The 13,863-nt window shown below is 69.6% G+C and carries 15 protein-coding genes; 4 read left to right on the forward strand and 11 right to left on the reverse strand.

Going from position 1 to position 13,863, the window contains the following annotated elements:
- Window positions 1–32 precede the first annotated feature (32 nt).
- Together SK571_RS22080 and SK571_RS22085 are read right to left on the reverse strand one after the other, a co-directional pair.
- Entirely contained in the window at window positions 33–683 is a 651-nt protein-coding gene (locus SK571_RS22080) for a response regulator (protein ID WP_090067146.1), read from the reverse strand.
- Window positions 680–1,891: a PspC domain-containing protein gene (locus tag SK571_RS22085; RefSeq protein WP_406602015.1), complete on the reverse strand. Its 1,212-nt coding sequence runs from the start codon at window positions 1,889–1,891 to the stop codon at window positions 680–682. Before SK571_RS22085 ends, SK571_RS22080 begins: the two co-directional genes overlap by 4 nt.
- Before the next feature lie 90 nt (window positions 1,892–1,981).
- Between SK571_RS22085 and SK571_RS22090 the strand changes: the two genes are divergently transcribed.
- Entirely contained in the window at window positions 1,982–3,163 is a 1,182-nt protein-coding gene (locus SK571_RS22090) for a PspC domain-containing protein (protein ID WP_319985976.1), read from the forward strand.
- Window positions 3,156–3,347, forward strand: coding sequence for a hypothetical protein (locus SK571_RS22095; RefSeq protein ID WP_319985977.1), 192 nt, complete (start codon window positions 3,156–3,158; stop codon window positions 3,345–3,347). Before SK571_RS22090 ends, SK571_RS22095 begins: the two co-directional genes overlap by 8 nt.
- A gap of 38 nt (window positions 3,348–3,385) precedes the next feature.
- Here SK571_RS22095 and guaA read toward each other — a convergent pair whose 3' ends face one another.
- A complete protein-coding gene (guaA, locus tag SK571_RS22100) occupies window positions 3,386–4,945 on the reverse strand; it encodes a glutamine-hydrolyzing GMP synthase (RefSeq protein WP_319985978.1) in 1,560 nt (519 codons plus the stop codon).
- 19 nt (window positions 4,946–4,964) lie between these two features.
- Here guaA and SK571_RS22105 point away from each other — a divergent pair, with 19 nt between their 5' ends.
- Entirely contained in the window at window positions 4,965–5,633 is a 669-nt protein-coding gene (locus tag SK571_RS22105; protein WP_319985979.1) for a phosphotransferase family protein, read from the forward strand.
- A 10-nt stretch (window positions 5,634–5,643) separates the two neighbouring features.
- Window positions 5,644–7,089 carry an aldehyde dehydrogenase family protein gene (locus tag SK571_RS22110; RefSeq protein ID WP_319985980.1) on the forward strand — a complete coding sequence of 482 codons (1,446 nt, stop codon included), beginning with the start codon at window positions 5,644–5,646 and terminating at the stop codon, window positions 7,087–7,089.
- Here SK571_RS22110 and SK571_RS22115 read toward each other — a convergent pair.
- From SK571_RS22115 to SK571_RS22150, 8 genes are all read right to left on the reverse strand, one after another.
- Window positions 7,086–8,402 carry an FAD-binding oxidoreductase gene (locus tag SK571_RS22115; RefSeq protein WP_319985981.1) on the reverse strand — a complete coding sequence of 439 codons (1,317 nt, stop codon included), beginning with the start codon at window positions 8,400–8,402 and terminating at the stop codon, window positions 7,086–7,088. The genes SK571_RS22110 and SK571_RS22115 overlap by 4 nt on opposite strands.
- A 50-nt stretch (window positions 8,403–8,452) precedes the next feature.
- Complete coding sequence (locus SK571_RS22120; protein WP_319985982.1) at window positions 8,453–9,751, reverse strand: FAD-dependent monooxygenase; 1,299 nt, start codon at window positions 9,749–9,751, stop codon at window positions 8,453–8,455.
- Window positions 9,748–10,707, reverse strand: a complete 960-nt coding sequence (locus SK571_RS22125) for an MBL fold metallo-hydrolase (protein ID WP_319985983.1) — start codon at window positions 10,705–10,707, stop codon at window positions 9,748–9,750. The genes SK571_RS22120 and SK571_RS22125 overlap by 4 nt, the downstream gene beginning before the upstream one ends.
- Window positions 10,708–10,719: 12 nt before the next feature.
- Window positions 10,720–12,396 (reverse strand): GMC family oxidoreductase, encoded by a 1,677-nt coding sequence (locus SK571_RS22130; protein ID WP_319985984.1) that lies wholly within the window; start codon window positions 12,394–12,396, stop codon window positions 10,720–10,722.
- Window positions 12,397–12,429: 33 nt separating this feature from the next.
- Window positions 12,430–12,669 (reverse strand): hypothetical protein, encoded by a 240-nt coding sequence (locus SK571_RS22135; protein WP_319985985.1) that lies wholly within the window; start codon window positions 12,667–12,669, stop codon window positions 12,430–12,432.
- Window positions 12,670–12,864: 195 nt separating this feature from the next.
- Window positions 12,865–13,173: a type II toxin-antitoxin system prevent-host-death family antitoxin gene (locus SK571_RS22140; protein WP_319985986.1), complete on the reverse strand. Its 309-nt coding sequence runs from the start codon at window positions 13,171–13,173 to the stop codon at window positions 12,865–12,867.
- A gap of 53 nt (window positions 13,174–13,226) precedes the next feature.
- Window positions 13,227–13,451: a hypothetical protein gene (locus SK571_RS22145; protein WP_319985987.1), complete on the reverse strand. Its 225-nt coding sequence runs from the start codon at window positions 13,449–13,451 to the stop codon at window positions 13,227–13,229.
- A gap of 39 nt (window positions 13,452–13,490) precedes the next feature.
- Window positions 13,491–13,838 carry a hypothetical protein gene (locus SK571_RS22150; RefSeq protein WP_319985988.1) on the reverse strand — a complete coding sequence of 116 codons (348 nt, stop codon included), beginning with the start codon at window positions 13,836–13,838 and terminating at the stop codon, window positions 13,491–13,493.
- Window positions 13,839–13,863: the final 25 nt, after the last annotated feature.

Raw genomic sequence — 13,863 nt, forward strand, 5'->3', positions numbered from 1 at the left:
GACACCGCGGGCGACCCGGTACCTCAGGTCCTTCAGACCAATCTGCGATCGGTGGCCCAGCGGGACAGCTCGTACCGGTTGGAGAGCTGGGTCTTCCGCAGGACGCTCGACACGTGCGTCTCCACCGTCTTGACGCTGATGAACAGCTCGGACGCGATCTCCTTGTAGGCGTAGCCACGCGCGAGGAGCCGCAGGACGTCACGTTCGCGCGGCGTCAGCAGGTCGAGCTCGGGGTCGCTGATCGGCGCGGCACCCGGCCGGTCGGCGAACGCGTCCAGCACGAACCCCGCCAGACGCGGCGAGAACACCGCGTCGCCCTCCGACACCCGCACGACGGCCCTGACCAGCTCCTGGCTGGAGATCGTCTTCGTCACGTAGCCGCGCGCACCGGCGCGGATGACGTTGATGACGTCCTCGGCCGCGTCGGAAACCGACAGGGCGAGGAACGTGACCTCGGGGATCTTGGTCCGGATCTGCCGCAGCACCTCGGCGCCGCCGCCGTCCGGCATGTGCACGTCCAGCAGCACCACGTCCGGCTTGTGGTGCGCGATCCCCGCGACCGCCTCGCCGACGCTGCCGGCCTCGCCGACCACGTCCACCTCGTCGGTGATGGTGTCGAGCTCCGCCTTGACCCCCGCGCGGAACAACGCGTGGTCGTCCACCAGGAACACCCTGACGCTCATGTCCTGGCCTCCAACTTCCTCGGCATCTCGAGCTGCACCTCGGTCCCCTCTCCCGGAGCCGTGCGCAGTCGCATCTCCCCGCCGTGCCTGGTCATTCTCCCCCGGATGCTGCCCGCGAGGCCATGCCGGTCCTCGGGCACCGCGTCGGGGTCGAATCCCTTGCCGCGGTCGCGCACGAACACCGTCACCTTCTCCGGCTCGACCTCGGCGTAGACGCTGACCTCGGCCACCCCCGCGTGCTTGGCCGCGTTGACCATCGCCTCCTTCGACGCCTGGACGAGAGCGAACATCCCGTCCTCCAGCTCGCAGTCGCCGACCACGACCTGGGAGACGGCGATGGCGAAGTCGTCCTCCACCTCCGCGCACGCCTGGGCGATCGCGACGCTGATGGAGTGCGGCAGTTCGCCCACCTCACGGCCGTAGAGCCAGCTGCGCAGCTCGCGTTCCTGGCTGCGGGCCAGGCGCTTGACCTCGCGCGGCGACTCGGACTGCTTCTGGATCAGGGCCAGCGTCTGCAACACCGAGTCGTGCAGGTGGGCGGCGATCTCGGCACGTTCCTCGGTGCGGATGCGCGCACGGCGTTCCGAGTCGAGATCGCGCACCAGCCGCATCCACAGCGGCACGGTCAGCACCGCGACACCGATCAACGTCGCCAGCACGGAGAGCACGACGGTCGAGAGGTTCTGCACGGAGTCGTTCACCACGAGGAACGCGGCGACCCCCGCCACGACCAGCGCCCCGCCCGCGACCGTCCGCACGATCCCCGTCTTGCCCTGCGAGAAGGCCCCGTCCCTCCAGCGGCGGCGCTGTGCCTCGTCCGCCTCACGCCACACGACAGCAGCGCCGATCAGCGCGACGGCGATCGGCCCGGTGATCCACCCGCTCCACGCTCCCCCGAGCAGACCGGTGAACACCGCGACGCCGATGCCGAGGGCGGCGAGGCCCACGGCCTGCTGCCACTCCTTGCGGTCCTTGTCCGTCTCCGGCTCCACCACCGCCGACTGCGGGACGAACATCCAGAGCAACGCGTAGGCGATGATCCCGACCCCGCTGAACGCGCCGAGCACGGCGAAGATCGCGCGCACCCAGAAGACGGGTGCGCCGAGATGGTCGGCCAGTCCGCTCGCGACGCCCGCGACCACCCGGCCGGTGCGTCGACGGCGCATCGGCTCAATGCGTGCACTCACGAACTGATCGTCACACGTCATGGCGCGTTGTTCATCAGGGATGACCCCGGTTCCGCGAATCAGGGCTGGTCCCTGATGTGGTTCCAGGCGTGACAGCGCAACCTTGTCGTCGTGAGCGGGACTGAGAAGGCAATGCAGGGCGTGGCGGACACGCTCAGAGAGTTCTGGGCCCACCGTCCGGTGCGGCCCCGTGCAGGTCGCAAAGCCGGTGGTGTCGCCACCGGTATCGCCCTGCGCTACCAGATCGACCCGGTGATCGTCCGGATCGCGTTCGTCGCGCTCGCCTTGACGGGCGGCGTCGGCCTGCCGGTGTACCTCGCCGGCTGGCTGCTGCTGCCCGAGGAGGGGGACGCGGTCTCGCCGCTGGAGTCGCTGGTCAACAAGGGCTCCAGCTCGATGTCGCACGGCCAGACGGTGCTGCTGGGCATCCTGATGTTCCCCGCGCTCGCGTTCACCTTCGGGAGCAACAGCGGGTTCGAGGTCTTCGTGACGCTGGCCGCGACGATCGCGTGCATCTACCTGCTGCAGAAGAACCGCGGGCACCTGCAGCCGGCCGCGCTGACCGAACCCCTGCCCGTGCCACCGGCGCCGGGGGCGCCGGCCTGGGACCCGCTGGGCGCCGCTCCGTTCGCCTGGGACCTGCCCGAACCCGCGCCCGCCCCGACGCCCCAGCCGCCGGTGCGCCGGCCGCGCAACCCGCGCGTCGGGCTGATGACGCTGGGCGTGGCGACGCTGGTGATCGCCGGATCCGCGATCGCGGGTGTCTGGGCGCCGTGGTTCACCGTGGCGCACACCGTCGGCCTTGTGATCGCGGTGCTGGCGGCGGGCCTGCTGATCGGTTCGTTCACCGGCGGCGGCCGCGGCCTGATCTGGCTGCTGGTCCCGTTGTCCGTGGTCGGCTTCGGCCTGACCGCCCTCGACTTCGACGGCAGTCCCTCCAAGCTGAGCAGCTTCAACGAGACGCCCAAGAGCGTCGAGGACGTCCGCGACCGGTACGAGACGAGCGTCGGCAGCGTCGTGCTCGACCTGCGGCAACTGCCGGACTCCGGTGAGGTGCAGACCGCGATCGAGGTGGAGCTCGGCGAGGTGGAGGTGCACGTGCCGAGGAACGCGGACGTGACGTACCGGTGCGAGGCCTCGTCCCTCGGCGACCTCGACTGCCTCGGCAAGCGGGCCGAGGGCAGCAGCGTGGACGTCAGCGGCAAGGACCTCGGCGAGAACGGCGAGGGCGGCCTGAAGATCGAGCTCGACGTGCAGGCGAGCGTCGGAGAGGTGAAGGTGCTCCGTGACTGAGCAGGGAATGCGCAGGCGGATCGACCCCGTGACGCTGGTCTTCGGGCTCGGCGGCGGACTGATGGCGGCCTACGTGCTGAGCAACGGGTCGTTCCAGTTCGACTTCCGGTGGGCGCTCGGGGGAACCGCCATCGTCGTCGGCCTGGTGCTGCTGACGAACTCGCTCAGACGCAAGAGCCACTGAACTGGAAAGGCCCCGGTCTCCCGGGGCCTTTCCTCATGTCATTCCCACTCGATGGTGCCCGGCGGCTTGGACGTCACGTCCAGCACCACGCGGTTGACCTCCGCCACCTCGTTGGTGATCCGGGTCGAGATCCGCTCCAGCACCTCGTACGGCAGACGCGTCCAGTCCGCGGTCATCGCGTCCTCGGACGACACCGGGCGCAGCACGATCGGGTGGCCGTAGGTGCGGCCGTCGCCCTGGACGCCGACGCTGCGGACGTCCGCGAGCAGCACGACCGGGCACTGCCAGATCTGCCGGTCGAGACCGGCCAGGGTCAGCTCCTCGCGGGCGATGGCGTCGGCCTGGCGCAGCGTGTCGAGGCGGTCCTGGGTGACCTCGCCGATGATGCGGATGCCGAGGCCGGGGCCGGGGAACGGCTGGCGCTGCACGATCGTCTCGGGCAGGCCGAGCTCGGTGCCGACGCGGCGGACCTCGTCCTTGAACAGCGCGCGCAGCGGCTCGACCAGCTCGAACTGCAGGTCGTCCGGCAGGCCGCCGACGTTGTGGTGCGACTTGATGTTCGCGGTGCCCGCGCCGCCGCCGGACTCGACGACGTCCGGGTAGAGCGTGCCCTGGACCAGGAACTTGTAGTCGCCCTCGGCCTTGAGGTCGCGCTCGGCCTGCTCGAACACGCGGATGAACTCGCGGCCGATGATCTTGCGCTTCTCCTCCGGGTCCGTGACGCCGGCCAGCGCGTTCAGGAACCGCTCGCGCGCGTCGACGGTCACCAGGCGGATGCCCGTGGCGGCCACGTAGTCGCGCTCGACCTGGGCGCGCTCGCCGGAGCGCAGCAGGCCGTGGTCGACGAAGACGCACGTGAGGCGGTCGCCGATGGCGCGCTGGACCAGGGCGGCCGCGACGGCGGAGTCGACGCCGCCGGACAGGCCGCAGATCGCCTTGCCGTCACCGATCTGCTCGCGGATCCGCGAGACCTGCTCGTCCACGATGGACGACGTGGTCCACTGCGGACGGATGCCCGCGATCTCGTGCAGGAACCGGCGCAGCACCTCCTGGCCGTGCGGCGAGTGGTGCACCTCGGGGTGGTACTGCACGCCGGCGAAGCGGCGCTCGGTGTCCTCGAACGCGGCGACCGGCGCGCCCTCGCTGGTCGCGGTGACGGTGAAGCCCTCGGGCGCCTTGGTGACGGCGTCGCCGTGGCTCATCCACACCGGGTGGCTCGCGGGGAGCTCCTGGTGCAGCGCGCCACCCTCGGTCGGCACGCTCAGGTCCGTGCGGCCGTACTCGCGGGTGCCGGTCTGTTCAACCGCGCCGCCGAGTGCGCGTGCCATCGCCTGGAAGCCGTAGCAGATGCCGAAGACCGGGACGCCGGTCTCGAACAGCTTCGGGTCGACCTGCGGGGCGTTCTCCTCGTACACGCTCGACGGGCCACCGGACAGCACGATGGCCAGCGGGTTCTTGTCGAGGATCTCGCTGACGGTCGCGGTGTGCGGAACGACCTCGGAGTAGACCTGGGCCTCGCGGACGCGGCGGGCGATCAGCTGCGCGTACTGGGCGCCGAAGTCGACGACGAGAACAGGGCGGTTGCTGGTGTCGGACACGCCGCCAAGGATCTCATGCGTGGACGGTGAACTGCTGACCGGTGGCGGGCTGAACCAGGTGTTCAGGGTGGGTGACGCGGTGCGACGACCGGCCGGGCCGTGGGCACCGCGGGTGCACGAGTTGTTGCGACGCTTGGCGCCTCTGGGGATCGCGCCGGTTCCGCTCGGGCTCGACGCCGAGCACGAACTGCTCAGCTACCTGCCCGGTGACGTTGGCCACGTGCCCCCTCCGGGCGACAAGACGTTGATCGAATCAGCGCTGCTGCTGCGACGGCTGCACGACGCCACAGCCCCGCTTGTCGGCGAGCTGAACGGGTGGCAGTTCGCCGCCAGGGAGCCCGTCGAGGTGGTGCTGCACGGTGATTTCGCGCCGTACAACATCGTGTTCGAGGACGGGATGCCGGTCGGGGTGTTCGACTGGGACGGCGCGCATCCGGGTCCGCGCTGGTGGGACGTGAGCTGGGCGCTGATCCAGTTCGTGCTGGCGCTGCCGGACGACCGCGAACGGCGCACCCGGCTGTTCTGCGAGACGTACGGGATCGAGTACGTGGCCGAGCACGTGCTGATCCGGCTGGACGACATGATCCAGACGATTCGGAAACATCCGGCGTTCGTGCTCCAGCGGGCCGAACGGCATGACGACTACTACTTGGGACTCATCAAGTACGTGCAGGCCAATAGGGCTTAACGTGAGTCTCATGGACGCGTTCACGCCGCAACCCAGGCCGTGCTGGGTCGCCGGCCGCCCCGAGCAGGGCGAGCAGGCGCTAGAGGTCTTCCACCCGTTCGACGGCACCGCGGTCGCCTCGGTGGCCGTGCCGGGCAGAGATCAGGTGGAACGCGCGGTCGCGGCGGCGGCGGCCGTCGCGAAGGAGTTCCGGCGAACACCCGCGCACGTGCGGGCCGAGGCGCTGCTGCAGGTGTCGCGGACGCTGGCCGAACGCGCCGAGGAGATCGCCGAGACGATCACCGCCGAGAACGGCAAGCCCCTGAAGTGGGCCGAGATCGAGGTGCGGCGCGCGGTCAACACGTTCCGCTTCGCCGCGGAGGAGGCGCGCCGGTTCACCGGTGGGCTGCAGCGGCTCGACACCGATGCCGGTGGCGCGGGGCGGATGGCGATCGTCCGGCACGTGCCGCGCGGACCGGTGCTGGCCGTGGCGCCGTTCAACTTCCCGCTGAACCTGGTGGCGCACAAGGTCGCGCCGGCCCTCGCGGTGGGTGCGCCGGTGATCGTGAAGCCCGCCTCCGCCACGCCGCTGAGCTCGTTGCTGCTGGGCGAGATCCTGGCCGAGACCGATCTGCCCGAGGGCGCGTTCTCGGTCCTTCCCGTGCGCGGCAAGGACATGGACGTCCTGGTGAAGGACGAACGACTGCCGGTGATCTCGTTCACCGGGTCCACGAAGGTCGGCTGGTCGTTGATGGAAGCCGCGCCGCGCAAGCACGTCGTGATGGAGCTGGGTTCCAACGCGGCCGCCATCATCTGTCCTGACTGGACGGACCTGGACCACGCGGCGCAGCGCATCGCGACGTTCGGCAACTACCAGGCCGGGCAGTCGTGCATCGCCGTGCAACGGGTGATCGTGGACCGCTCCAAGGCGGACGAGTTCGTGCCGAAGCTCGTGGAAGCCGTTGCCGCGCTGAAGACCGGCGATCCGCACGACCCCGAGGTCGAGGTCGGGCCGCTGGTCGACGAGGACAACGCCCGGCGCGTCGAGGAATGGGTCAACATGGCCACCGACGTCGGCGCGAAGGTGCTGCTGGGTGGTAAGCGGACCGGGGCGACGGTCGAGCCGACCGTGCTGACGGACGTGCCGAAGACCGCCAAGGTGTGGACCGAGGAGATCTTCGGGCCGGTGCTCGTGGTGTCGGTCGCGGACGGCGTCGAGGACGCGTTCGCGCAGGCCAACGACTCCAAGTACGGGCTGCAGGCCGGGGTGTTCACCCGTGACGTGCAGGTGGCGTTCGAGGCCGCGGCCGAACTGGAGGTCGGCGGCGTGATCATCGGTGACGTGCCGTCCTACCGCGCCGACCAGATGCCGTACGGCGGGGTGAAGGGGTCGGGCACCGGGCGCGAGGGCGTCCGGTCGGCGATGGAGGACTTCACCGAGGAACGGGTGACCGTGCTGACCGGAATCCAGCTCTAGAGCCCCTGCGGGAACGCCAGCACGCGGTCCGGGTCGTAGCGTCGCGCGACTTTCCTGAGTCGCGCGAGGTTGCGGCCGTAGTAGGCGGTCGGCCAGTCGGGCATCTCCGGGTCGATGTAGTTCACGTACCCGGTGTTGCCCGCGCCGAGCCCGTCCCGCACGCCCGCGAGGATCCGGCGGGCCTCCGCTTCCGTCCGCTTCTCCGCGCCGATGAAGATCTGCGCGCTGGCGCGGGCGTCTCGGTGCGGGAACGCCGTGGCGTCCGGCGCGACCCTGGCGAGCGCGCCGCCGAACGAGTCGAACAGGATCGCGCCGTCGTCCTGCCCGTCCATCAGGCCCGCGACCCGCTCACCCGGCACGTGGTGGCGGAGCATGCGCGACGACGCCGTGAACCGAGATCCCGGCCCGGGATTGCCGGCGTAGTAGCGCATCGTCTCCAGATAGCTCATGTCGTGGACCTCGCGCGTCGCGGCGGGCATCTTGTCCAGCAACGGCAGCAGGTTCTTCCGCGGGCCGACGTAGACGCCGCCGACGTTGGGGTACGACACCGGTTTCGCCTCGACCTTGCAGCTCGACCACAGCTCGTCGGGCGCCTCGGCCATCCACCCCTGCCAGGCGTCGAACACGTCCGCCGACGCACCCGGCGGGTAGGCGAGGTTGAACACGGTCAGCTCGGGCGCGGGATCGGTGCGGAAGGTGAACTCCGTGACGATCCCGAAGTTGCCGCCGCCACCGCCGCGCAACGCCCAGTACAGGTCGGGTTCCTCGTGCGCGGAGGCGGTGCGCAGGCACCCGTCCGGCGTGACGATCCTGGCGCTGACCAGGTGGTCGCTGGTGAGGCCGTACCTGCGGCCGAGCACGCTGATGCCGCCGCCGAGCGTGAGGCCGCCGATGCCGACCGAGCGGCACGTCCCCGCGGGCAGGGCCTGGCCCGCGGCACCGACCGCCTCGTAGACGGGCAGGAGTTGTGCGCCCGCACCGATCCGCGCGCGGTTGCCGGAGACGGCCACCGCCGACATCGCGGCGAGGTCGACGACCAGGCCGTTCTCGGGCAACGAGTAGGCCGCGTAGCTGTGCTTGCCACTGCGTGCTGCGACCGGGATGCGTTCGTGCGACGCGAAGTCCAGGCACGCCTGCACGTCCTCCGGCCGGACGCACCTCGCTATCGCGGCCGGCCTGCGGTGCTCGTAGATCGTGTTCCACGGCACGCGAAGCTCGTCGTACCCCGGATCCTGTGGCAGCACGAGCCGGTCGCCCAGCCTCCTGCGCAGCTTCGCCCAGTTGGTGCCGGCGGCGGCCGTCGCGGTGCCCATCCCCAAGCTTGCGACGCCGAGTGCGGTTCCCTGCAAGAAAGTTCGCCTGTTTACCCCCATGACGAGAGCACGCCCGGCTCTGGTCGCGGGTTGCCCTGCCAGCCGAGCGCGCGCCGTTTCACCTGTTCGTCGCAACGGTGTGCGGCGACGTGCCCGTCCGGTCTGATCAGCCACCCGTCCTTCGTGGTGAAGCCCGGCCCCGCCGTGCGGGAGTTCGGGATCAGCTCGCCGCCGTCCGTCGTCAGCGAGGAGTTCTCGTAGGAGAACGGGGTGAAGAGCTTGCCCGAGTCGATGCCCTCGCCGGATTCGAGCGCCTGCCGCCGGTGCGCGCGTTCTTCGGGAGTGCCCGGTACGAGGAACCGCATGGTGTCGCCGGTGATGCGGAGGTTCTCGTCGGCGGCAGCGCCACGCTCGGTGTCGTAGGAGTCGAGCAGATGTGGGCCTGCCTCGCCTCTCCGGTCGGCCGCGATCTTCCAGGCGGCGTTGTCGGCGTCGCAGATGCCGGAGTTCAGGCCACGGGCGCCGAACGGGCTCATGACGTGCGCCGCGTCCCCCGCGAGCAGAACCTTGTGGTCACGGAATTTCGCAGCTCTGCGCTGGTGGAAGCGGTAGGTGGACTGCCAGACGATCTCGTACGGCTTGTCACCGACGATCGCGCGGACGTGGGCATCGGTGAGCTCGACGTCCTCGGCGACCTGCCAGTCGATCCGCCAGACACCGTGCGGTTGCGGGTGCAGCAGCACCTGACGGCCGGGATTCCACGGCGGGTCGAAGTAGAAGCGGCGCTCGGGTGTCTCGAAGTCCAGGTCGACACGAACGTCGGCGATGATGAACCTGTCGTCGAAGGAGAAGCCCTCGAACGGGATGTTCAGGAGCTGCCGCACGGTTGAGTGCGCGCCGTCCGCCGCGACGCAGTGCGTGGCCCTGATTCCATCCTGTGTGGACACCCCCTCGTCGTCCTGGGTGAGGGCTTCGAGGGCGTGCCCGTAGCGGAGTTCGATCAGTGGTTCGGCGCGGACCCGTTCCTCGAGAAGCTGTTCGACGACGGTCTGCGGAGTGTTCACGAACGGCGGGAAACCCTTGGCCTCCGGGAAGGTCAGGGTGAGCACCTCGCGGTCGCGGTGGTAGGTGCGGCCGGTGTACCAGGTGACGCCCGCGTCGGCGACGGCCTGCCCGACACCGATCCGTTCGAGGATCTCCAGGACGTCGCGCTGAACGCAGATCGAGCGGCTGCCCGTCTGCGCACGCTTCGGTTCCTTCTCCAGAACGATGCTCGGCACACCGGCTCTCGCGAGGAACAGCGCCGACGCCAGCCCCACCGGCCCGGCACCGACCACCAGGACCGTCATTGCAGGGCGTCCCAGACGGCGCGGTCGCGTTCGGCGGTCCAGATCTCCGGCCAGTCCTTGCCGTCGCACTCGTCCCAGTAGCGCTTCACGTCGAACGGCAGGCAGTGCTCGAAGATCGGCCAGCGGCCGTAGCGGGCCACGAGCGTCTTGTGCGCCAGTTCGAATGCCTGCTTGAGCGTGCCGCCCTCGGCGTGGACCCCGCCGACGGTGCTGCGCAGTTCGTTGAGGAAGTGCCTGCTCTGGTTGATCGCGGCCTCGACCTCGATGCGGTCGCGCGCGACCTTGCCGCGCCCGCCGACGAGGACCTCGGCGCCCAGGTCCTCGATCTCGTCCAAAGTGGACGTCGCCCACTCGTCGTGGAACGCGTCACCGGTGTAGAGCGCGGCCTGCGACTCGACCAGGTCACCCGCGAACAGGATGCGTTGCTGCGGCAGCCACGCCACGATGTCGCCGGCCGTGTGCCCGCGCCCGAGGAACTGCAGCACCAGGTCGCCCCGCTCGTCGCCGAGCGGGATCGTCATGCGGTCGGAGAACGTCAGCGTCGGCCACGTCAGGCCGGGGATCTCCTCGGGCTGCTCGAAGAGCCGCGGCATGCGGCCGAACTCGCTCTCCCAGTCCTGCTGCCCCCGTTCGGCGATCAGCACCCGCGTCATCTCGTGGGCGACGATCTCCTGGGCCTCGAACGCGCTGGCCCCGAGCGTGCGCACGGCGTGGTAGTGGCTGAGCACGAGGTACCGGACCGGCTTCCTGGTGTGCTTGCGCAGCTGCGTGAGCCACCTCCTGGCCGCCGCCGGGGTGGCGCGTGCCTCGAAGCAGATCAGGAAGTCCTCGGCCTCGATGGCCGCGACGTTGGGGTCGCCTTCGGCGGTCAGGGTGTAGACGCCCTCGGCGAGTTCGACGAAGACCTCGTCCTTGGGGGCGAGGTCGGCGCTGGACGCGAACGGCTTGTTGGCCATGCCTCCACCGTGTCAGGAGGCCTTCACGATCGGCAACCGCAAAGCGGCTGGAGCTTGATCGGGAACCGCCGGGTTCTTCGGCTTCGTCGGGTTGATCCGCCGGTAGGGCTGGTCCTGCGCGGGCCGCTGGTCCTGCTCACCCTTGTTCGGCCACAGCGAGAACGCCCGCTCGGCCTGTGCGGTGATGGTGAGGCTGGGGTTCACGCCGAGGTTCGCACTGATCGCCGAACCGTCCACAACGGACAGTCCGGGGTAGTTGAAGACCCGGTGGTACGGGTCGATCACGCCCTGCTCCTCGCCGCTCGCGATCGCGCAGCCGCCGATGAAGTGCGCGGTCAGCGGGATGTTGAACAGCTCACCCCACGTGCCGCCGGCCATGCCGTCGATGTGCTTGGCGGCCAGCAGGTTCGCCTCGTGACCGGCGGGGATGAACGCCGGGTTCGGCTCACCGTGGCCCTGCTTGCTGGTGAGCTTGCCGCGCTTGAGGAACGTGGTGATCGAGTTGTCGAGGCTCTGCATCACCAGCAGGATCACGGTCCGCTCGCTCCACCGGTGCACGCTCAGCAGCCGGAGCAGCCGCAACGGGTGCCGGACCGCCTGCTTGATGAACTGCAGCCACCGCGGCGTGCTCAGCGCGCCGTCCGTGGCGAGGGTCTGCAGCATGCCCATGGCGTTGCTGCCCTTGCCGTACCGGACGGGCTCGATGTGCGTGATCTCGTCGGGGTGGATGGAGCTCGTGATCGCGACGCCCTGCGTGAAGTCGTTGTCCGGGTCGACCGTGTAGCGGGCGGCGCCGATGATCGACTCGGAGTTGGTGCGGGTGAGCTCGCCGAGCCTGCCCGAGATCTTCGGCAAGGTGCTGGCCTTCGCCTGGTGCAGGAGCTGCTGGGTGCCCCACGTGCCGGCGGCGATCACCACCTGGTCCGCCGTGAACGTCCTGGTCGCCTTCCCGCCGGTCGCCCTGGTGTCGACGGTCCAGGTGCCGTTGTCCTCGCTGAGCCGCGTGACCGTGGTCAGCGGGAAGACCTGGGCGCCGAGCTTCTCCGCGAGGTAGAGGTAGTTCTTGACCAGCGTGTTCTTGGCGCCGACCCGGCAGCCCGACATGCAGCCGCCGCACTCGGTGCAGCCGGTGCGCTCCGGCCCGGCGCCACCGAAGTACGGGTCAGCGGCCTTCTTGCCCGGCTCGCCGAAGAACACACCGACGGGCGTCGCGTGGTAGCTGTCCTCGACGCCCATGTCCTTCGCGACCTTCTGCATGACGACGTCGCTCGGGGTGGTCGTGGGGTTCGTGACGACACCCAGCATCCGGCTCGCCTGGTCGTAGAACGGGTCCAGCTCGTCCTGCCAGTCGGTGATGTGCGCCCACTGCCGGTCCTCGTAGAACGGCTTGAGCGGCCGGTACAGCGTGTTCGCGTACACGAGGCTGCCGCCGCCGACGCCCGCCCCGGCGAGCACCATGACGTTGCGCAGCAGGTGGATGCGCTGGATGCCGAAGCACTTGAGCTGCGGCGCCCACAGGTACTTGCGGAGGTTCCAGCTGGTCTTGGCGAACTCGTCGTCGGCAAATCGGCGCCCCGCCTCCAGGACGGCGACGCGGTAGCCCTTCTCGGTCAGGCGGAGCGCGGCCACGCTGCCACCGAACCCGGAGCCGACGATGACGACATCGAAGTTACCGGCGAGTTCACCCATGGATCGGAGAGTAGGCGTTACTTCCGGTAACGCCTAGTCCCCTATCGGTTCAGACGGGCGGGACGCGCTCATGAAATCGGTCCAGAGGTCGACTGCCTGCTCCAGGCTCAGGGCCGCGACCTGCACCGGAGGAATGCCGGCCGTGTGCACGAGACGCTGCGCCAGCCAGTCGGGCACGGGTTCGCGCGGCGGGAGCTCTTCCACGACCACGTCGCCCGCGAGGCGACCGAGCCTTCCGATGACGTCGGCCAGCTTGGAGCCCTCGTCAGCCATCGACGCGACTCTCGCCGACGCCTCGGCGTAGACCTAGGCCTCGGAGTACACCTGACCTCGACGGCCGTCCACGGTCGACAGCCGTCTGGCAGACGATCCGCCGTCGACTGCCGCATCGGCCTCCGCAAGCTGGTCAGCTCACCGTCGAGCAGCTACCCAGCCTCCAGGTCGTCGAACAGGAGTCGGATCGGTACTTCAGCCGTCAAGCGAGTCGTCGTCCTCCACCGCCGCCAGCGACTCGCGGGTGTGTCCGAATGCCGCCAGCACGTCGTCGAAGGAGGTGAGCCGACCGGGGCCGGCCGCCGACTTCGCCAGCTCGCTCAAATCTGCCGCCGCCTCGGCGAGTTCGGTCAGGCGACTCACAGGAACGACAGCGACGACTCGACGGCCATGCCGGGTGACGGCCACCGGACCGCACTTCTCGACGTCGGCGATCAGGCCGGCAACGCCGCGTTCGGTGGCTTCGACGACGGTCAGGTCGCGAGCCTCGTTGAGTGCATCCACGGACAGAATCTAGACAGAAGGTCGAGGGTGCGCGGGCAGGCGCACCCGTCGACTCAGAGCACCAGACCCTCGATGACCCAGACCATGAAGGCCACGGCCAGCGCGGTGATCACCAGGCCGCCGCAGACGAACAGGGTCAGCATCTTCCAGCCGATGCCCCCGACGCCCTCGTCCTCCTCAGGCGCTTCCTCGATCTCGAACTCTTGGACCTCGGCGTCCGGGTCGATCGTGTCCACGTCACTGTTCTTGCCGTTGCCGAACAAGTCATCCAATTCCACGCACAGAAGGACGCACGGGGTAGCCGTCTGGTTGCAAGATCAGGTTTGGGCCCATGCGGCGATCGGCAGGCTCAGGTAAACGCCCACGTCAGCGAGGCCAGTGGCCTCGGCGATGGCCGAACACAGGTCTTCGACGCGGTCCTGGCGGTTGGCGGCGCGGCTCTCGAAGTACTTGGAGCGGACCTCGACAACGATGTCCATGCCGGTCGAGTCGAACGGGCCGCGCGGCTGGAAGCGCAGATCGACGTCGCCGGGCTGGAGGTCGCCGCCGTAGGGCTCCTCCGGGCATTCCACGGCCACCGACACGGCGTGCGGGAGCATCGCCGCGAGTTGCTTCAGCACTGCGTGGGGGACGTGGGGTGCGTAGTTGATCTCGACGAGCGGCACGTCGCCAGCAAAGCAGAGGGGCGCG

It is taken from the genome of Lentzea kristufekii (assembly GCF_033949925.1).
Classification (GTDB): Bacteria; Actinomycetota; Actinomycetes; order Mycobacteriales; family Pseudonocardiaceae; genus Lentzea; species Lentzea kristufekii.

Excerpts from the sequence above, each read along its gene's own strand:
- SK571_RS22080 (WP_090067146.1), bottom strand. The coding sequence starts at position 683 with ATGAGCGTCAGGGTGTTCCTGGTGGACGACCACGCGTTGTTCCGCGCG.
- SK571_RS22085 (WP_406602015.1), bottom strand. The coding sequence starts at position 1,891 with ATGACGTGTGACGATCAGTTCGTGAGTGCACGCATTGAGCCGATGCGC.
- SK571_RS22110 (WP_319985980.1), top strand. The coding sequence starts at position 5,644 with ATGGACGCGTTCACGCCGCAACCCAGGCCGTGCTGGGTCGCCGGCCGC.
- SK571_RS22115 (WP_319985981.1), bottom strand. The coding sequence starts at position 8,402 with ATGGGCACCGCGACGGCCGCCGCCGGCACCAACTGGGCGAAGCTGCGC.
- SK571_RS22120 (WP_319985982.1), bottom strand. The coding sequence starts at position 9,751 with ATGACGGTCCTGGTGGTCGGTGCCGGGCCGGTGGGGCTGGCGTCGGCG.
- SK571_RS22125 (WP_319985983.1), bottom strand. The coding sequence starts at position 10,707 with ATGGCCAACAAGCCGTTCGCGTCCAGCGCCGACCTCGCCCCCAAGGAC.
- SK571_RS22130 (WP_319985984.1), bottom strand. The coding sequence starts at position 12,396 with ATGGGTGAACTCGCCGGTAACTTCGATGTCGTCATCGTCGGCTCCGGG.
- SK571_RS22135 (WP_319985985.1), bottom strand. The coding sequence starts at position 12,669 with ATGGCTGACGAGGGCTCCAAGCTGGCCGACGTCATCGGAAGGCTCGGT.